This window comes from Zobellia laminariae (assembly GCF_030553095.1).
GTDB classification, from domain to species: Bacteria; Bacteroidota; Bacteroidia; order Flavobacteriales; family Flavobacteriaceae; genus Zobellia; species Zobellia laminariae.
Window position 1 is genome coordinate 1,744,735 of sequence record NZ_CP130738.1, and the last position, 19,383, is coordinate 1,764,117.

The 19,383-nt window shown below is 36.1% G+C and carries 19 protein-coding genes, 1 tRNA gene and 3 pseudogenes; 14 read left to right on the plus strand and 9 right to left on the minus strand.

Annotated features, from left to right (window positions below):
- The first annotated feature begins 12 nt into the window (after window positions 1-12).
- A pseudogene (locus tag Q5W13_RS08280) lies at window positions 13-1,643 on the plus strand (S41 family peptidase).
- 18 nt (window positions 1,644-1,661) lie between these two features.
- On the plus strand, window positions 1,662-2,048 hold the full coding sequence (gloA2, locus tag Q5W13_RS08285) for an SMU1112c/YaeR family gloxylase I-like metalloprotein (RefSeq protein ID WP_304445974.1): 387 nt from the start codon (window positions 1,662-1,664) through the stop codon (window positions 2,046-2,048).
- 9 nt (window positions 2,049-2,057) lie between these two features.
- Here the strand turns inward: gloA2 and Q5W13_RS08290 are convergent, their stop codons facing one another.
- Window positions 2,058-2,852, minus strand: a complete 795-nt coding sequence (locus tag Q5W13_RS08290; RefSeq protein ID WP_304445975.1) for a 3-keto-disaccharide hydrolase — start codon at window positions 2,850-2,852, stop codon at window positions 2,058-2,060.
- A gap of 40 nt (window positions 2,853-2,892) precedes the next feature.
- Window positions 2,893-3,999 (minus strand): acyltransferase family protein, encoded by a 1,107-nt coding sequence (locus tag Q5W13_RS08295; RefSeq protein WP_304445976.1) that lies wholly within the window; start codon window positions 3,997-3,999, stop codon window positions 2,893-2,895.
- Window positions 4,000-4,299: 300 nt separating this feature from the next.
- Here Q5W13_RS08295 and Q5W13_RS08300 point away from each other — a divergent pair, with 300 nt between their 5' ends.
- The 5 genes from Q5W13_RS08300 (at window position 4,300) to Q5W13_RS08320 (ending at window position 8,431) form a co-directional block, all read left to right on the plus strand.
- Entirely contained in the window at window positions 4,300-4,767 is a 468-nt protein-coding gene (locus Q5W13_RS08300; protein WP_304445977.1) for a glycoside hydrolase N-terminal domain-containing protein, read from the plus strand.
- Window positions 4,768-4,929: 162 nt separating this feature from the next.
- Window positions 4,930-5,676 (plus strand): glycosyl hydrolase family 95 catalytic domain-containing protein, encoded by a 747-nt coding sequence (locus Q5W13_RS08305; protein ID WP_304445978.1) that lies wholly within the window; start codon window positions 4,930-4,932, stop codon window positions 5,674-5,676.
- A complete protein-coding gene (locus Q5W13_RS08310) occupies window positions 5,567-6,592 on the plus strand; it encodes a glycosyl hydrolase family 95 catalytic domain-containing protein (protein WP_304445979.1) in 1,026 nt (341 codons plus the stop codon). The genes Q5W13_RS08305 and Q5W13_RS08310 overlap by 110 nt, the downstream gene beginning before the upstream one ends.
- 30 nt (window positions 6,593-6,622) lie before the next feature.
- Entirely contained in the window at window positions 6,623-7,486 is an 864-nt protein-coding gene (locus Q5W13_RS08315) for a fructosamine kinase family protein (RefSeq protein WP_304445980.1), read from the plus strand.
- Between the two features lie 111 nt (window positions 7,487-7,597).
- On the plus strand, window positions 7,598-8,431 hold the full coding sequence (locus tag Q5W13_RS08320) for a hypothetical protein (protein ID WP_304445981.1): 834 nt from the start codon (window positions 7,598-7,600) through the stop codon (window positions 8,429-8,431).
- A 58-nt stretch (window positions 8,432-8,489) separates the two neighbouring features.
- On the opposite strand, the gene Q5W13_RS08325 is transcribed toward Q5W13_RS08320, so the two are convergent.
- The gene (locus tag Q5W13_RS08325; RefSeq protein ID WP_368662489.1) at window positions 8,490-9,311 is read right to left on the minus strand and encodes a C40 family peptidase; all 822 of its coding nucleotides are present in this window, start codon (window positions 9,309-9,311) and stop codon (window positions 8,490-8,492) included.
- A gap of 46 nt (window positions 9,312-9,357) precedes the next feature.
- Complete coding sequence (locus tag Q5W13_RS24810) at window positions 9,358-9,684, minus strand: hypothetical protein (protein ID WP_368662490.1); 327 nt, start codon at window positions 9,682-9,684, stop codon at window positions 9,358-9,360.
- Between the two features lie 58 nt (window positions 9,685-9,742).
- Here Q5W13_RS24810 and Q5W13_RS25735 point away from each other — a divergent pair, with 58 nt between their 5' ends.
- The 4 genes from Q5W13_RS25735 to Q5W13_RS08340 all read left to right on the plus strand — a co-directional run bounded on the left by Q5W13_RS25735 (window position 9,743) and on the right by Q5W13_RS08340 (window position 12,251).
- Window positions 9,743-10,531 carry a DNA cytosine methyltransferase gene (locus Q5W13_RS25735; protein WP_438364182.1) on the plus strand — a complete coding sequence of 263 codons (789 nt, stop codon included), beginning with the start codon at window positions 9,743-9,745 and terminating at the stop codon, window positions 10,529-10,531.
- Window positions 10,532-10,646: 115 nt separating this feature from the next.
- Window positions 10,647-10,970 carry a DNA cytosine methyltransferase gene (locus Q5W13_RS25740; RefSeq protein ID WP_438364183.1) on the plus strand — a complete coding sequence of 108 codons (324 nt, stop codon included), beginning with the start codon at window positions 10,647-10,649 and terminating at the stop codon, window positions 10,968-10,970.
- 30 nt (window positions 10,971-11,000) lie between these two features.
- Window positions 11,001-11,615, plus strand: coding sequence for a hypothetical protein (locus Q5W13_RS08335; RefSeq protein WP_304445982.1), 615 nt, complete (start codon window positions 11,001-11,003; stop codon window positions 11,613-11,615).
- Window positions 11,616-11,876: 261 nt separating this feature from the next.
- A complete protein-coding gene (locus tag Q5W13_RS08340) occupies window positions 11,877-12,251 on the plus strand; it encodes a hypothetical protein (RefSeq protein WP_155595336.1) in 375 nt (124 codons plus the stop codon).
- A gap of 45 nt (window positions 12,252-12,296) precedes the next feature.
- Here Q5W13_RS08340 and Q5W13_RS08345 read toward each other — a convergent pair whose 3' ends face one another.
- The 3 genes from Q5W13_RS08345 to Q5W13_RS08355 form a co-directional block, all read right to left on the minus strand.
- A complete protein-coding gene (locus tag Q5W13_RS08345) occupies window positions 12,297-12,740 on the minus strand; it encodes a GNAT family N-acetyltransferase (protein ID WP_304445983.1) in 444 nt (147 codons plus the stop codon).
- A gap of 4 nt (window positions 12,741-12,744) precedes the next feature.
- The gene (locus tag Q5W13_RS08350) at window positions 12,745-13,671 is read right to left on the minus strand and encodes a cation diffusion facilitator family transporter (protein ID WP_304445984.1); all 927 of its coding nucleotides are present in this window, start codon (window positions 13,669-13,671) and stop codon (window positions 12,745-12,747) included.
- Window positions 13,672-13,838: 167 nt separating this feature from the next.
- Window positions 13,839-14,270, minus strand: coding sequence for an RpiB/LacA/LacB family sugar-phosphate isomerase (locus tag Q5W13_RS08355; RefSeq protein ID WP_304445985.1), 432 nt, complete (start codon window positions 14,268-14,270; stop codon window positions 13,839-13,841).
- A gap of 650 nt (window positions 14,271-14,920) precedes the next feature.
- Between Q5W13_RS08355 and rnr the strand changes: the two are divergent.
- From rnr to Q5W13_RS08370, 3 genes and pseudogenes are all read left to right on the plus strand, one after another.
- A pseudogene (gene rnr, locus Q5W13_RS08360) lies at window positions 14,921-17,107 on the plus strand (ribonuclease R).
- Window positions 17,108-17,169: 62 nt separating this feature from the next.
- Entirely contained in the window at window positions 17,170-17,838 is a 669-nt protein-coding gene (locus tag Q5W13_RS08365; RefSeq protein WP_368662491.1) for a head GIN domain-containing protein, read from the plus strand.
- Window positions 17,839-17,971: 133 nt separating this feature from the next.
- Window positions 17,972-18,640, plus strand: a pseudogene (locus tag Q5W13_RS08370) (LysE family translocator).
- Window positions 18,641-18,737: 97 nt separating this feature from the next.
- Here Q5W13_RS08370 and Q5W13_RS08375 read toward each other — a convergent pair.
- Together Q5W13_RS08375 and folB are read right to left on the minus strand one after the other, a co-directional pair.
- Window positions 18,738-18,808: transfer RNA gene (locus Q5W13_RS08375), tRNA-Cys, on the minus strand.
- 147 nt (window positions 18,809-18,955) lie between these two features.
- Complete coding sequence (gene folB, locus Q5W13_RS08380; protein ID WP_304445986.1) at window positions 18,956-19,318, minus strand: dihydroneopterin aldolase; 363 nt, start codon at window positions 19,316-19,318, stop codon at window positions 18,956-18,958.
- Window positions 19,319-19,383 lie beyond the last annotated feature (65 nt).

A 19,383-nucleotide genomic window follows, 5' to 3' on the forward strand; every position in this document is an offset into this window, starting at 1 on the left:
ATTAGAGAACAAATGAAAAAGATGCTAGGCAAAAAAATATTGATTCCAGCCTTTGCAATAGTCATTTTGGTGGCAGGTAGTAGTTTCGTGAAAAGCGATTTTTTCGAAATTGCCAAGCAAATAGAAATCTTCACTACCCTGTTTAAGGAATTAAACATGAACTACGTAGATGAGACCAATCCGGCAGAACTTATGGATACCGCCATAAAGAATATGCTAGATGACCTTGATCCTTATACCAAGTTTTTAAACGAACAAGATGTAGAAACCTATCGCATTAACAATGCTGGGGAATATTCCGGTATTGGTGCTTTGGTGCGTTCATTTGAGGACAAGTTGTTGATTATTGAACCTTACAAAGATTATCCTGCGGATAAAGCCGGACTTAAAGCTGGTGATGAGATTATTAAAATAGGTGCTATTAGTGTTTCGGACTTTGACAACAATGCTAGCGAACTTTTAAAAGGAGCAAATAACACAGCTGTTGAAGTTACATATAACAGACAGGGAGAAACAAAAATAGCCACCATTACCCGTGCAGCTGTAGAAGTTGATGCCGTACCGTTTTATAAGATGATAGATGACAAGACAGGTTATATTGTTTTGTCTAGATTTAACGCAAAAGCCTCGGCCCAAACAAAAGAAGCCCTTATTGATCTTAAAGGAAAAGGCGCAGAAAAGATTGTGTTAGATTTAAGAGACAATCTTATGGTCTGCTTTCGGAAGCTATAAATGTCACCAACCTTTTTATTGATAAAGGGGAGTTGATCGTAACCACCAAATCAAAGGTCAAAAAATTCAATTCTGAGTACAAGACCAAAAACAAACCAGTAGATACAGAAATTCCGCTAGTAGTTTTGGTAAACGGGAGCAGTGCTTCGGCAAGTGAGATTGTATCCGGTGGATTGCAAGATTTAGACCGTGCAGTAATTATGGGTGCACGTAGCTTCGGAAAGGGATTAGTACAACGTCCGTTGAAGCTAACTTACGGTACGCAGCTAAAAGTTACTATAAGCCGCTATTACACGCCTTCTGGGAGATGCATACAGTCTTTGGACTATTGGAATCGAGATGAAGACAATAATGCTGTTAAAAAGAGTGCTTTTAAGGACTTTACTACCCGTAATGGACGGAAGGTGCAAGATGGTGGTGGTGTTTTGCCGGATATTGAGGTTACCTCTACCAAAGCAAATGAACTTACTACTGCACTATTGAACAACAATGTTATTTTTGATTACGCTACTAACTACTTCTACAAGCACCAAATGGATGACGTGGCTAAATTTAAATTTTCCGATAAGGATTATGCAGATTTTAAAACCTTTGTTTCCAAAAGCGACTTCTCATACGAGACCAAAACTGAAAAAACTTTAAGAGCGGCCATGACCAACCGTGAAGAAGTTATTTTTAATGATGCTATAGAAAATGACTTTAAAACGTTGTTGTTAGATATCGAAAAAAGTAAAATTGTTGCTTTATACGATTACCAGCGCGAAATTAAAAGTAAGCTTCAGGATGAAATCGTGAAGCGTTATTTCTATCGTGAAGGGTTGTATGATTATTACTTAAAAAATGATGATGCCATTTTAGCTGCTACCGAACTTTTAAGTAATGAAAATAAATATTGGGGTATCTTAAAATAAGAACTTTCACCATTAGCTATGGCCCTTAACAAAGTACATCATATTGCTATTATATGCTCAGATTACCAAAAGTCCAAGCATTTTTATGTGGAGGTTTTAGGTCTTGATATTATGACCGAAGTTTTTAGGGAAGAACGACAATCTTATAAACTGGATCTTGCCCTTAACGGAGAATACATAATAGAATTATTCTCGTTCCCTAACCCACCTAAACGCCCCTCTAGACCCGAAGCACAAGGTTTACGTCATTTAGCTTTTGAAGTAGACGATGTAACCTTAGAAAGGCAAAGACTTATGGATAAAGGCATTTCCGTAGAACCCATTAGAGCTGATGAATTTACGGGCCGCAAATTTACTTTCTTTGCAGACCCGGATGACCTTCCTCTTGAACTTTATGAAAAATAACCTCTTGTATTAAGGCTTTAAGTTTTTGATTTTTACATTTCTGAAATCTATAGGCTGCCCTTCGCTCTGTAAAGCAATCATACCTTCTTTTAATAGTTTTCCGTCTTGTTTAACCTTCGGGTCAAAACCAACTACCGTACCACCACCAATTTGGGGTTTGGTGTATTCTAAAACTACTTCACCATTTATAATTTGTGTTACCAAAGAATCTCCTCTTACAATTAATTCTGCTTTTACCCATTGGTCTCCATAGTAGGTTTTAGATGAAGAGCTTAAACAGTGACTCGGGTATATTTTTCCATTATAAACAATCTCAGTTCCCGGAGAACACATGTTACCCGTTGGTCTTGCTTCGCCTTCATTAATACCTCCTAAAAATTGCATTTCTACGGATATAGGCCAGTTCTGTTCTTTCAACATCGTTCTTGGGTCTTGCGAATGGTACATAACACCACTATTCATTTCGGTAAAAACGGGTGCTCCCGGATGTAAATCCCCAACAAATCTATATTCCATAGAAAGGTGAAAACTAGAGTACGGCTTATCAAAATACAAGTGGCCAAACCTGTCGTTAAAGTCCCCTTCGTACTGATCATAGCGCACTTGGATCATACCGTCTTCTGCACGGAAAGTATCGCCAAAATTGTCGCCGGTCTCATAATGATGGATTTTAGTGGTCCATCCGTCTAGGTTCTTACCATTAAACATGTTCTCCCAACCAGCTTCGGTTACGGTTGTTTTAGTAGAGTTACAGGCCATTAGGGCAATAGAAGAAATAAAAAGGACAATTTTAGTGCGATTCATAATATGAGTATTGAGTAAAATTATAATTGAGATATGAGTTTTATACTTTAAAATACACTTTATGCTTATCTAAAAAGTAGGTAATGTACCAAAAGATGTACAGTACAAAGAAAGCATTGATGACCATGATTACTTTTTCGGAAATACCAATGGGAGCCAGCAAGCCTTCTGTCCAGATAAGACCAAATCCTTGAAACCACTGAACACCTACTGTTTCGGCAAATAGATAGATAAAAATTGAATTAGTGCCTACTACAGAGAAAATCTTAAGCCAATTCTTTTGATATCCTTTTATATCAATAAGCCAGTAGAAAAGGGTTAATGTAAGAATAGCGAAACCTCCTGATGCCAAGGTAAAAGAACTTGTTGCAATACGTTTTACGATTGGTGTGATGCCTGCAAAATCCATGGCAAAACCAAGAATTACCAATGCGCTTCCCCAAATAAGAAATGGTTTTACTTTTTCGGCAGAAGACATATGCGATAATAGAACCTTTCCACAGATCACACCCCAAATTGTATGGGCAGCAGTAGGTATAAAGTTTACGAACACCCAGTACCCGTCATTCACTTGACCCATGACCAACATATCTATATAAGAACCAAAACTCTCATGATTCTGCGCATAGGGTGCTTCAGGATTGTAGGCACGATATAAAATTTCAGTTAACACCAGCAACCCCAAGGATATACCGATTTGTATTTTATTAGGAAGGTTCATTAATGCATAAGCAATCAAAATGGTGAAGGCCAATTGTACCAGTACGTTCCATAGTTCCCAAACCAGAGCATGACTATACACACAATGTAATAAAACACCAAAAGCGAACAGTAAAAAGCATCTACGTAAAATATGTTTGGTCACCCCTTTTTTATCTCCTGATGCCAAACGTTTCCGTAAAGAAAAAGGCATAGCCACCCCAACAATGAACATAAAAAACGGTTGGATTAAATCCCAAAACCGGAGTCCGTTCCATGGGTGGTGATGCAATTGATGCGCTAGACCCGAAAATGCCGTTCCTTCCGTCAGTTCTGAAAAGTTATGGTGAAAACCTGCCGCCTCGGCAATCAATAAAAACATAGTTAGTCCTCTAAAGACATCCAAAGAAAAAAGACGCTTTGAGACATTATCGGCTAGTTGAGACATAGGCTGGTTGGATCAGATTAGAATTTCAGTCTTTTGGTCACTTTTCATTCTAACGTGATAAGTGGGGTCTTTTAGGTTGAAATTTGCCCTAATTTAGAAAAAATAATACCATTGTCGTTTACTAATTGCTGCTATCTTGCTACCGTCTAATTTCACATACCTTCATTTTCATGATCAAACCGTTCATTAGTTTGCTAAAAAAAGCATTTGTACTACCCATTTTGTTTACGTTGGTTTCGGCAAACCTTCTCTCTTCGCAATCTTCAAATGCCCTTTGGTTTGACAGGCCGGCCGAACATTTTGAGGAAACCTTGGTTCTGGGCAATGGAAGCCGGAGCATCAATTTTTGGGGGTGTTGCTACCGATTCTATTTATTTAAACGATGCTACACTTTGGAGCGGCGAACCTGTGGACCCAAATATGAGTCCAGAAGCATATAAAAATGTTCCGGAAATCCGCGAAGCGCTAAAAAACGAAAACTATAAACTTGCTGATTCGCTGCAAACGAAATTACAGGGAAGCTTCTCTCAATCCTATATGCCTTTAGGTACCGTATACTTTAATTTTGAACATAAGAACCAGCCCACCTCCTACCACCGTCAGCTTGAATTAGAAAAAGCGCTTTCTACGGTAACGTATAAGGTAGATGGCATCACTTTTACTCGTGAGTATCTTATTTCCCATGATAAGCAGGCCATGGTCATTCGGCTAAAGAGCAGTAAAAAAGGAGCGCTTAATTTTAATATTGGATTTAACAGTTTGCTTTAATATGAGGTTACGAGTAACGAATCTACTCTAGAAGTAAGCGGTTACACCCCTTATCATGTAGAACCCAGTTACCGCGGTAAAATTCCGAACCCAGTTCAGTTTGACTCAAATAAAGGAACACGTTTTACATCACTTTTTAAAATACAGAATACGGACGGAGAATTGGAAAGCACAGACAAATCGGTTGCCTTAAAAAATGGTACGGAAGCTGTTGTTTATATTTCCATGGCCACTAGTTTCAACGGATTCGACAAAAACTCCGCTACCGAAGGTGTCGACCATAAAGCAATTGCTGCCTCACAACTTTCAAAAGCAAGCTCAAAATCTTTTGAATCTATATTGGAAAATCATCTTAAAGACCATCAAAAATATTTTAATCGAGTGCATTTAGAACTTGGAAAAACTACTGCGAAAGACCTGCCTACGGACGAGCGCTTAAAACGTTATGCCAAAGGCGAGGAAGACAAAAACCTAGAAGTGCTCTACTTTCAATATGGGCGATATTTGCTGATTTCCAGTTCTAGAACACCAAATGTACCTGCCAACTTACAGGGAATTTGGAATCCATACATAAGACCGCCTTGGAGTAGCAATTACACTTTAAACATTAATGCCGAAGAAAATTATTGGCTAGCAGAAAACGCGAATCTTTCTGAAATGCACCGGCCTATGTTGGGCTTTATAGAAAATATAGCCAAAACAGGAAAAGTAACCGCCAAGACCTTTTACGGGGCCGGCGGATGGGCCGCATGCCATAACTCGGATATTTGGGCGATGAGTAATCCTGTGGGCGACTTTGGTGAAGGTGGAATCAATTGGGCCAACTGGAATATGGGCGGAACCTTGGTTAAGCTCGCATTTATGGGAACACTATACGTTTTCTCAAGATTTAGATTTTCTACAGGATAAAGCCTATCCCTTACTGAAAGGAGCCGCAGAGTTTTGTTTAGAATGGTTGGTAGAAGATAAAAATGGAAACTTGGTTACTTCACCGGGAACATCACCCGAAAATAAATTTATAACTCCAGATGGATATCAAGGTGCAACCTTGTACGGTTCAACATCCGACCTTGCCATGATTAGGGAATGCTTTCAACAGACCATAGCAGCATCAGAAACCCTAAAAACAGATGTGGAGTTCAGAACTCGACTAGAAAAGGCACTGGACAAACTATATCCGTACCAAGTAGGAAAAAAAGGAAATTTACAAGAATGGTACCATGATTGGGAAGATGTAGATCCCAAACACCGTCACCAATCGCATTTGTACGGTTTATATCCAGGGCATCACATCAGTCCGGAAAAAACACCAGAATTAGCGGATGCTACAAGGACCACTTTAAACATTAAGGGCGATGAAACCACTGGCTGGTCAAAAGGATGGCGTATTAATCTTTGGGCTAGATTATTAGATGGAAATCGCGCTTATAAGCAATATCGTGAGCTGCTACGTTATGTGGCCCCTGACGGCGTAAGGGCTTCCTATGAAAAAGGAGGCGGAGCGTATCCCAACTTGTTTGATGCACACCCACCTTTCCAAATTGACGGAAATTTTGGTGGTGCCGCCGCAGTAGTAGAAATGTTGCTACAATCTTCTTTGAAAGAGATTCAGCTTTTACCTGCTTTGCCAGATGTGTGGGCCAATGGTTCGGTCGAAGGTCTAAAAGCCCGTGGAAACTTTGAAATCGGCATTACTTGGAGCAATAAAATTCCGACCAAAGTAAAAATATATTCCGTTACCGGAGGAACTACCGTTTTAAAACACGGCACAAAACAAAAAGAGGTTACTTTAAAACCCAATGAAACAGTAGAGTTGAATTGGTAAAAATGTAAAAAATATTAAGTAATAAGTAGAATGAACAAGAACCTCAAGGAACATATTGCCTATTTGCTCTGTGTGAATATTGAGCGTATCCAATCCATTTCTGGGGGTGATATTTCCGAAGCCTATTTGCTGGAAACAGAAACCGAACGTTTCTTTTGTAAGATAAACCGAGGAGAAAATGGTTATGAGCTGTTTAAGGCCAAAAAATTGGGTTTGCAAGCCATTGCCCAATCCAAAACGATAAGCGTACCCAATATTTTACTCTGCGAGTCTTTAGAAAAAGGCGGTTTTTTGGTGATGGATTATATTGAAGCCAAACGACCCACAGAAACCGACTTTGAACTTTTGGGCCATCAACTGGCAGCCCTACACCACCATACGACCCAAAACGAATTTGGGTTTTCCACGGAAAATTATATTGGCAATCTTGAGCAGTCCAATTCCAATCATCTGGAATGGGCCGATTTCTATGTTCAAGAACGACTTGTTCCCCAATTGCAACTGGCAAAAGCAACGGGTAGGCTGAATGATAACGAAGTTCCTACGGAGTCTAAACTATTACAAAGGTGTGGCCAGCTATTTCCGAACACAAAACCATCTTTATTACATGGCGATTTATGGAGCGGAAATTATCTTATATCAAATAATGGCACCCCTTATTTAATAGACCCCGCGGTGTATTTTGGCCATCATGAAGTAGATTTGGCCATGACCCGGCTCTTTGGAGGTTTTGGTGCTTCTTTCTATAATGCCTATCAAGAACATTTTGCGCCAATTGGTAATGAAAAAGAACGAATAGATATTTACCAACTTTACTATCTCTTAGTGCATTTAAACCTTTTTGGAAATTCTTATAAGGCTTCGGTTACGGAAATATTGCAGCGGTATTTTTAAGTTTTTACTTACATTTAATAAAAAATTTTAAGAGATTATTAGTTTTGGATGTCCTATTAGAAATAAATAAGAAAGAAAACGAACTGTATATAGTTGTTGGTTATAATTTGAATGGAGAACATAATAGATTTTTTAAAGGAAAATTCTTCTTGGCTTAAGGATATTACAACAATTATTTTTACGGCCACAGGAACGTTAATTGCAATCTTAAGTTATAAACGTGCCAAATCATCAATTTTTCAACCGAAAAGAAATGAAGTAGCTAAGATTCAGACACAATTACTCACAGAATTCTTGGTGTTATTCACTACCAATGGAAATTCAATTGATCGAGCAATTGATTATATCAACATTTATAAATATAATGTGGATATGGCACTTCGTGAATATAATCTTACAGATATAGATAAAATCAAAAATAAATATGCCGAATACAAACAGAATATTGCAGGCTGGTTTGAATTTTTAGAAAATGATATTTACAATTTTGTCATCATTGAGGGCAATATTCAAGAATATGACGAATTGTTTTTTGAGGCAAATAATAGAAAAAGGGAAAAGGCATATGAGCAAAGTGTAAAAAACGGAATTGTTGAAATTAATCGGATTTTTTTTACAAAAAAGCATATTGAATTTCATAAAAAGGTTCGTGATTTAAGCAATAACCCCTTTCTACCTAAAGATATACAAGATGTAGCAAATCAAATTAGAGAAAATATGACCGCTAATTTACATCATAACCTAAAAATTTTATTGGCCAAGTTAGTTAATGATATCAACAAAGCTTATCACGACAAAGAATCTGATGATTATGAAATTCTTTCAGAAAAATACAAATATCAAACTTTATGGAGGACATTTGAAACCGAAAGAAAACAACATAAAAAAGATTACGAGTTGTTAAAAAAACGAATTCGAGAACATTTATTAATCGATAAAGAATAAAAATCTCTCTATAAAAAGTATAACACCAATACTTTCAATCTCACAAAACCCATTAATTCTAATCCTTAAAAACAGGATTTTTAACCAAGCTGATCAAAGCATCGTCATTTTCCTTTAAGATGCGTTTTGAGCGCAAATAGCGGTTATGGTTATGCTCGTCATAATTACCGGCATTTTTGTCCATACTGCTTATACGTACCATCTCTGAGGTATGAATGAATTCATTATTACCGATCCACATACCCACGTGTACCACTTTTTCCGTGGTTGAGTCCGTGGCTTTTCTTCCAAAGAACAGCAAATCGCCTTTTTGCAGCTTATCAAAATTTTTTACAGAATCAATGGCCTGACCGGTATGAACCTGTTGTGAGGCGTCTCTAGGAATAACCATTCCGTTAAGGAAAAAGATGGTTTTGGTAAATCCGCTACAGTCCATACCCTTTGTTGAAGTTCCTCCCCATAAGTAAGGAACGCCCATAAGGGTTTTTGAAGTCGCTACAAGGCTCTCTTGACTTGGATCCAATTTTTCCAACCAACTTTCATAGGGTTCCGATTCTTCTTTACTCACAAAGGCCTTTCTACCATCTGGGTATTTAACTTCAAAAAAATCTTCGGTCTCACTTTTCAATTCTAAAATATCACCGGCAACCAAATCGGACACCCGTTGTCCAACTTCGGAATCCTGATATGAATATCCAGCGGTTTGGGTATAAATAAGTTTTGTAGTGCTTTTCCATTTTTGAGCTTGGTTGTCATCCATCAAAACAATTCCCCCGGCATCTACCCAAGACAGATATTTATCCGGTGTTTGAATATAGAACCAATCCTCCTCTTTCTTAAACACTTTTACCGGTGTGCCCAAAGTAGCCTGTGTCGCCAATTCTGCAGAATGCTTTGGATTACTCCTAAGATTTGCTACCGAAATATTAATAACCCATATGGGTTTTACCTTCCAATGATTTTGAAGGTAGTATTTCTATTTCGCTAGTATATTTAATATCCTGTTTATCTAAGTTGGCTTTTAATGCCTCAGCAGCTTCAGGCATATTAGTTTCTCCTCTAAGAATATACTTTTCGGTATCTATATAGGTATGCACATCAAAAAGAGCTGTTCTTTTATCCGGAGCATATTCTTTTCGTATCTGAGTAATAGTTTCTAAAAGCTTTGCTTCTTTCTTACTTTTCTCAGTACAGGAACCTAGAAACAACACCAAAAAACCAGTGAGCAAAACTACTATCTTATATCTCTTCATTCTTAAATCTATTATCATGTTTACTTTGCTTTAGTGAAATTATGTAATTTTATCGCAAATGAGCAAACTCAAGGCAATAGAACTTTTTGCAGGAGTCGGAGGATTTCGCCTCGGACTAGAAAAAACCGGACAATATGAGGTAGTCTGGAGCAACCAATGGGAACCTTCTACAAAAGCGCAACATGCTTCTATCGTTTACGAGGAGCGCTTTGGTAAAGAAAACCATTGTAACGAAGACATATCTGAAGTTTCTACGGAAGTTATTCCCGATGGCGATGTGCTCGTAGGCGGATTTCCTTGTCAAGATTACTCCGTGGCGACTACTTTACAGAACTCCAAAGGCTTGATTGGTAAAAAAGGGGTGCTCTGGTGGAGTATTCACCGAATTTTATCGGAAAAGAAAAATCCTCCCAAATACCTATTTCTTGAAAATGTAGACCGTTTGCTAAAATCACCCTCTGCCCAGCGCGGACGTGATTTTGCCATTATGTTGAAAAGTCTTGATGACTTAGGTTATGCAGTTGAATGGCGTGTTATTAATGCCGCAGAATATGGAATGCCCCAAAGACGTAGACGAATATTTTTCTTAGGATATCACAAGTCTACATCACTTTATAAAGCACTTAAAAAGTCCAGTCCGTCAAATTGGGTGTTTTCGGAAGGAACAATTGCATCGGCTTTTCCTGTGCAGCAAACCACTCAAAAACCAATTTCTTTTGAAATTAAGGACGATTTAGTACATATCTCCGAAAACTTTAATCTAGGCGAAAAGCTTTCTCCTTTTCAGAATTCAGGTGTTTTCATAAACGGAAAAGTATTTACAGTAAAAACCATAGGCCAGTTATGATGGCAAACGTACCGTTTTAGGAGATGTACTTCAAAACGGAGAAGTAACATCAGAATTTTTTATTCCAGAAGAGGATTTCCATAAGTGGGAATATTTAAAAGGCGCAAAAAAAGAAGTGCGAACGGCTAAAACCGGATTTACCTATAACTATAGTGAAGGTGGAATGATTTTTCCCGATGCATTGGATAATGCTTCAAGAACTATTATTACCGGCGAAGGCGGAAAGTCTCCATCTAGATTTAAGCATGTAGTGCAGACTAAAAAAGGATTAAGACGTCTAACCCCTGTTGAATTAGAGCGTTTAAATATGTTTCCTGATAATCATACGTTATTAGAAGGTGTAAGCGATACCAAACGGGCCTTTTTTATGGGTAATGCCCTAGTTGTTGGTGTTGTTGAAAGAATTGGTAAGGCACTGGCCGATAAAATTGAAGTTTAGTTCTTTAAACTTCATACTAACAAATGTAATATGCCCCTTAAAAGTAATTTTAAGTCAGATTTAGAAAGGGAGCAGGAGCTTTGCATTTTATTAGACCGTTATTATAAACAGTATCTAAAGCATTATACCTTTGAGCGGGTATCCGAAATGCCAAAGCAATTGGCCGGAATAGATTTGGTTTTTATTCATAAAACGAATGGAAAAAAATTCTATATAGATGAAAAAGCACAACTGGATTATATAAACGAAAACCTACCCACTTTTGCCTTTGAACTCAGTTATGAAAAGAAGGGAATTTTAAAAGAAGGTTGGTTATTTGATACCTCAAAAAAAACGGAATTCTATGCGTTAATAACTTCAATTTATGCAGATGATCCAAAGACATTTACTTCATGTAAAATCACCTTGGTAAATCGCAAAAAATTACTTGACCTTTTAACGGAACGGGCTATAACATTATCAGCTTTAAAAAAGTATATTTTGCCAGAACAGCGTACTCATGGCAAAATAAAAATTGATGAACTACATCACAGAAGTGAAGGATATCTCTTTGCTTCTACCAAAAACAAAGCGGAAAAACCTTTGAACCTTATTTTGAAGTTAGATTTTCTAGAAGAATCAGGAGTTGCCAAAAGGTTAGCTTAATCAATTTTACAAACCAATTGGTTTGTAAAATTCCTATGACTCTAAGATTCTTGACTAGTATGCACTTACAGCGATTGAAACCTGTATTTTATCGCTAAAAAAACAGCCTGTTTATGGAACTTATAGATAGCCAACAAACCAATTGGTCTGTTTTTAATATCTCTTAAAGCGAATTTCAAAATCCTGATTTTAGTTCTTAAAATGCTGTTAATCAACGTTCAAAAGTTTGTTGTTGCACTAAGTTTTACTATCTTCTCCGTTATGGTAACAACAGAAAAGTCAGAAAACAAGGAATTTTTAGAGAAGTCAATTCACCATCTAGAGGCCACCGGCTTCGAAGAAATTAAGGCGGATATTGACGGGTATGTAACACCTAAATCATATGTTAGGAAAGGCACCGATTTTAAGATTACACCAGATATTGTAGCGCTTAAAAACGGAAGAAAATATTATTTTGAAATTAGCCTGAAATCTTCTAAACCTAGACTTCTAAAAACGAAGTGGCTTTTCTTGGATACTTTAAGTAGAATGAACTCTAACCGGTTTCGTATTATAACCACTAAAGGTCATTATAAGTTTACCGATAATATGTTGGAAGATATTAACCTTACGAACAAAGAACCTATTCGCATTTAATTTTACATAATTGTATATAAGAAATAAGGTGCGCAATTGCGCACCTTATTTTTTTCTAACCATACTTATATGTGGTATGCCATCTTCTAAATAACCATCTCCAACTTGGTCAAAACCAAGCGTATGATAAAAACGTTCTAAATATAACTGAGCAGATAACTTAATAACATCTACTTTAAAATGCTTTTCTACAGCGGAGATGGAGGCTCTCATGATTTCTTTTCCGTAGCCGTACTTTCTTTCGGTAGGGTTCACCACTACCCTTCCAATACTTGCTTCTTCAAAATAATCTCCTGGTTTAAATATTCGAGTATAAGCAACTAATTCACCTTTTCTAGTCCCTATAACGTGTAATGCTATTTGGTCCTTACCATCTACATCTTGGTAAATACATTCTTGTTCCACGACAAAAACTTCCGATCTAATTTTTAATATGTCGTATAACTCTGCTGCTGTGAGCGCTCCAAATGATTTTACAGTTATTTTCATAATATCAATCTTGTACAATTATTTGCTTACTGTCGCTTTTCCCGTGTTCTGGTTGTATAGTAACGTGATTGATACCGAATTTGTGATAAACGACCTCCTCTATTTCCTGAAGAATGTTGTCAAACTCCGAAAGCCTGATGTCTTCATTGAAATCTACGTGTGCCTCTAAGTGCACTTCATCCTCATTTAATTGCCAAATATGTATATGGTGAATATTCTTTACACCGTCTATTAAATCTACTTCATCTACAATTTGCTGTACTTGTATGGTATTTGGCGTAAAAAGCATGAGTACGCGTGTTGCTTCTTTTAATAAATCATAACCTACAAAAATAAGATAGATAGCAATGGCAAAGGTTAAGGCTGCATCTATCCAATACACCTCATAGAACTTCATTAACAAGCCTCCTATAAGTACCGCTACCGATGCTAACATATCTGTTAATAAGTGCAGATAAGCAGATCTCATGTTCATATTGCTCTTTGAATCTTTCTTAAGTAAGAGCACACTAAAACCATTGGCAACAATACCTAATAAAGAAAGCCAAATAACCACATCAGATTCTATCTTCTGCGGTTCAAGAAACCTTACCGAGGCTTCTTTTATCAATATAACAGCTACAACTATTAGTGTAGCAGCGTTTACAAAAGCCGCTATGATTTCAGCACGTTTATAACCAAAGGTCTTATTGGTAGAAGCTTGTCTCTTAGCTAATAAGGTAGCTATATAACTAACAATAAGCGAAAGTACATCACTAAAATTATGAAGCGCGTCCGAAAGTAAAGAAAGACTACCAGAGGCAAGTCCGCCAATTACCTGAGCTACCGTAATAAGTATATTTAATAGGATGGATATAATTAAATTCCTTCCTCTTAAATTAGAATGGTGGTGACCGTGCCCATGAGAATGGTCTTCGTGAGAATGTCCCATTTAATATGGAAAATAATTAGTACGTTATTAAATATGTATGGTACCTAAAATGCCTTCTTAACAAGGAATATCCAAGTTATGAACAACTAGTGTTAAGTATTATGAAGTGGTTGGTTTAGGAGGACTTTATAAGAGTCCCCTATATTTAAAAGTAAAGCTTTGAACGTTTACTTACAAGGAATTTTTTCTATTCTTCTTTCATGCCTACCGCCTTCAAAATCAGTATCTAAGAAAGTCTTTACCATTTCTAGTGCTTGCGGTAGAGAAATGAACCTTGCTGGTAAACTTAAGATGTTAGCATCATTATGTTCTCTACTTAACTGAACAATCTCTTTGTTCCAACAAAGGGCACAACGCACTTGCTGATGTTTATTAGCCGTCATTGAAGCTCCATTACCGCTTCCGCAAATAATAATACCAAAATCAACAATGCCTTTATCAATATCTGAAGCTACGGGATGAACAAAATCTGCATAATCAACACTATCCGCACCATCGGTACCATAATTACTAACTTCTATGTTCATAGATTTAAGTAAACCTACTATGGCTAATTTGTAATCCGTACCCGCGTGATCATTTCCAATAGCTATTTTCATTATGCGTAATCTTGTTTAAACCTTTTTTTGAATACGGTTTTACTGTTATATAAAACCTTCTAATTGTTCACAAAGGTACGAATACTAGCACTTCACCACAATAAACATGGTGATCACAACAATAGTTTTCTTCAGACAGCTATTCATTGTTAATTTGTTATTGTTAAAATGTGTTTATAATGTTAATAACCTTACGACAGAAAGTAGATCTTAAATTTTGATTTCTCACTTGAATAGTACTCTACAAAACTAATTTCTAATTGAGAAATATACTTTTACTCTTTTTATAATGGGCTATTAAAATGTTATTGCCAGTAATTAACATTAAATTTACGTTTACTTATTAAATAATTGATGTTGATATCGTTTATCAACGAATATTGATAATTACGTTACTACCCTGATTCTGTGCTATATTATAATTGTAAAGATTGTCAACAACTTCTTTAAGTCGTTCAGAGCAACTATTTCCACATAATTTTATAAGCCTTATTAACACACTATCATAATCACCATTTTAATTTTTAAAATTTAAAAGAAAAAGAAATATATAATATAGTTGTTGATAACCTTGTTTTCAGGTCAAGGTTGGTCAATAACAGGGTAATGAATTATAATTCGTAATTTACCCTATAAATTAAAAATAGTTAATGTCAAATAACAAGAAGAAAGCTCGTAACCATAGAGCGAACGAGATAACAAAAGGAATCTTTACCGTATTGGAAAAAGACCCAAAAAAGAGTTTCAATTATAAACAAATAGCTGCTAAATTAGGCTTAGACAATACCCAAGACCGTAATCAATTGATTAAAAGGTTAGGGCAACTTAAGGAAAAAAATAGAATACAGGAAGAAGGCAGAGGTAATTATATGGCCATAGAATCAACTAAAAAATACCAAACAGGTAAGGTTGATCTTACAGGACGTGGTAATGCTTATGTTGTTATAGAGGGTATGGATGACGATGTCTTTGTACAAGCTAATAAAGTGAACAAAGCTTTTCATGGTGATACCGTAGAGGTATATATATTCCCAAGAAGAAAAGGGAAAAAGCTAGAAGGTGATTGCCAATATTATTGAACGTAAGAAGACTGAATTTGTAGGGATTGTAGATATACAAAAGACTTTTGCTTTTGTTCGTCCTACAGATTTTAGAATGTATACAGATTTCTTTGTTCCAAAAGATGGAATTAAAGGAGCAAATGATGGCGATAAAGTAATTGTTAGATTAGATAGTTGGGATAGTAAAGATGATTCTCCTACAGGAACTATCATAGAAGTTTTAGGAAAACCAGGAGAACATAATACCGAAATTCACGCCATCTTGGCCGAATATGGTCTTCCTTATGATTTTCCTACCGAAGTAGAACGTTTTGCAGATACTCTTGATACTTCTATTAAAGAAGAAGAAATTGCAAAAAGAAGGGATATGCGAGATGTATTGACCTTTACTATTGATCCAAAAGATGCTAAGGATTTTGATGATGCACTTTCTTTTGTAGTTCTTGAGAACGGTAACTATGAGATTGGTATTCACATTGCCGATGTTTCTCATTACCTGTTCCAGATACTATTTTAGATGATGAGGCTTATGAAAGGGCTACTTCTGTTTATTTAGTAGATCGTGTGGTTCCTATGCTTCCAGAAGTATTATCTAACAATGCGTGTTCATTAAGACCAAACGAAGAGAAATATACGTTTTCTGCAATTTTTGAGATGGATAAGGATGCCAATATCAAAGATCAATGGTTTGGCAGAACAGCTATAAATTCTAATGAGCGTTTTGCTTATGAAGAAGCACAGCATATTATAGAAACCAAAGAAGGCAGTATACCAAAGGATATATCTATCCGCGAAGATGCTTATACCGTTCAAGAAGATGTAGTTGAAGCTACTTTAGAAATGGATCGTATGGCTAAAATCATGCGTGGTAGACGTATGCAAGAAGGTGCACTTTCTTTTGATAAAGTAGAAGTACGTTTTAATTTAAACGAAGAAAGTGAGCCGGTTGGTGTTTATTTTAAAGAATCCAAAGATGCTAATAAGTTAGTTGAAGAATTTATGTTGTTGGCCAACAGAAAGGTTGCTGAATTCATAGGAAAACAAAAACCGAAAAAGACTTTTGTATATCGTATTCACGATGATCCCAATGAAGATAAATTAATAGCTCTTAATAGCATTGTTTCTAGGTTTGGGCACAAGTTAGACTTTAAGGATAAAAAATCTATTAGCGCGTCTTTAAATCAGCTTTTGAGCGATGTTAAAGGCAAGAAAGAACAGAATTTGGTAGATACGCTTACTATACGTAGTATGAGTAAGGCCATCTATACTACCCAAAATATTGGTCACTATGGTTTGGCGTTCGATTATTATACACATTTTACATCGCCGATTAGAAGATATCCAGATGTAATGGTACATCGTTTATTACAACATTATTTAGATGGCGGCGCCTCGGTTAAAGAAGAAGTTTACGAACAGAAATGTAAGCATTCTTCAGATATGGAATATTTAGCTTCTAGTGCAGAACGGGATTCTATTAAATACATGCAGATTAAATTCATGCAAGATCACCAAAATCAAGAATTTGTTGGTGTTATTAGTGGTGTTACCGAATGGGGTATTTATGTTGAGATAATAGAAAACAAGTGCGAGGGCATGGTTAGGATCAGCGATATAAAGGATGATTATTATACCTTTGACGAAAAGGAGTACGCAATTGTAGGAGAAAAGACAAAGAAAACCTACCAATTGGGTGATGAAGTTGTAGTTATGGTAAAGAATTCTGATTTAATAAAACGTCATTTAGATTTCTCTTTGATAGGGAAGCATGAGTAGTGATTAGTTTTTTTGGAACGGATTTTGTCTTTGACTATCAAAATAACCTAAAAAGGTACATTATGAAAAAGTTCGTTTTGCTTGTCATTTGTATTCTTGGGCTGCAATTTAGTTTTGCCCAAGACGCAAGTATGACACAAGACCTAACTAAATTCTCAGAGGTTAAAGCTTTTGACGGTCTTTCTGTTAAGCTTATAAAATCTGATGTGAACAAAGCGGTCATATCTGGTGAGAATATAGATAAAGTTGCCATTGTTAACAACGATGGTGTGCTTAAAATACGAATGCAACTAGGTAAGATTTTTAGTGGATATCGCACTTTTGTAGATTTATATTATACTGAAGACCTTGTTGTAATAGATGTTAATGAAGATGCGCGTATTGCCTCTGAAGAAATTATAAAGCAGGAAATTCTTGAGTTAAAAGCACAAGAAGGTGGGGAATTGGTAATTAATGCCGAGGTAGAACAGATGTTGATCAAAACCGTAACTGGTGGAAGCATATCTACTATTGGTTCCTCTAATTTGCAAGACATTGTTATAAATACAGGTGGTATTTATGAGGGTAAAGAGTTTAAGACCAAATTTTCTACCATAAATGTAAATGCAGGATCTCGTGCAGAAATTTATGCATCAGATTACGTAAAGGCTAGTGTAAAAGCTGGTGGTGAAGTATTGGTATATGGTGATCCAAAAAAATGGATGAAAAAACTGTATTTGGCGGTACTGTAACGCGCATGTAATCGATTTCATTTCCAATTTTAAACCCTTAGCTTTGCATAGCAGCTAGTACTTACTTGTAAAAGAGTTATAGTAGCTGCTATTCCTTAGTTAAACTACTAATAAGAAACACCCAGAATAATACATGTGGGAAGATATTCAGGCAGCAGTTCCATTAGGCTTTTTATTAAGCTTTATGATTGGGCCAGTTTTCTTTGTCCTTTTAGAAACAAGCGCAATTAAAGGTTTTAGAGCTGCTATTGTTTTTGATTTTGGAGTAATTCTTGCCGATGGTGTTTTTCTTGTCATTGCTTATTTTAGTAGTTATCAGCTTTTAGAGAATTTAAGTAACCAGTAAGGACTATATGTTTTTGGTGGTGTAATTCTTTTGGTATATGGTATTACCACTATTTTTAAAAAACCTCCTAAGCATGTGGATAGTGATATTAGAGTCAGTAAGAGTGACTATTTAGGTCTCTTTGTAAAAGGTTTTCTACTCAATTTTATTAACATTGGTGTTCTTGTTTTTTGGTTGGGTATTATCATTGTAGTTGGACCCAGCTTAAATAATGACCCTAACCGGATAGTAGTATTCTTTTCAACGATGGTAGGAGCCTATTTTGTAACCGATATTTTTAAAATTCTATTAGCGAAACAATTGAAGAAAAAGCTAACAGGTAATAGAATTTATTTAATAAAGAAAGGACTTGGCGTTATTCTAATTGTATGTGGTATTGTACTTATTGTAAAAGGATTTCTACCTAAAGACCAGTTTAACATAGAGAATGGTATTGAGCGTATAGAAAAGCTATAATATCGTGTAGTAAGAATCTAACCGTGTTTCCTTTTATAAGGAATACCTAAAGTCATAAAACAAAAAAACCTTCGTGATAAACGAAGGTTTTTTTTTGAGGCATCGAGCAGATTCGAACTGCTGTACAAGCTTTTGCAGAGCTCTGCCTAGCCACTCGGCCACGATGCCATTTGCAGGTGCAAAGATAGTTTTTTTGATGGAAATGCTATTTTTACTTTACTTTTTTTTCACAATGTATATTTACAAGGTGTAAGAAAATATGTAAGTGTAAAGATTTGCAGTAATTTAGGAGATGAATTTAAGGTATTTGGATAGTTACTTTTTTCGCTTTTGCTTCAAAACTATGGTCACTTTTTCAACATCACCACCTATTGGAGGGTTAATTTTTGAAACCTCAACCTCAGCTTTTTTTACAATGTCTATCTCTAAAAAGATGCGATCTAAGATACGCTTGCCAACATGTTCCAATAGTTTAGAAGGGATTTTCATTTCCTCCTTTACAATATGGTTTATGTGAACATAATCTACCGTTTCAGATAGCTTATCGGAAATTGAAGCTTTGGTTAAATTAGCATCAACAGATACGTTTACCAAATATTCACTTCCTATAGCGGTTTCCTCTTTTAAGCAACCGTGGTGGGCATATACCCTTATATTACTAACTTTAACCTTATCCAAAATCAAATATATTTTTGCAAACTTAATTCAAACGGTTCAAATAAAGGATAGAAAGCTAATATGTA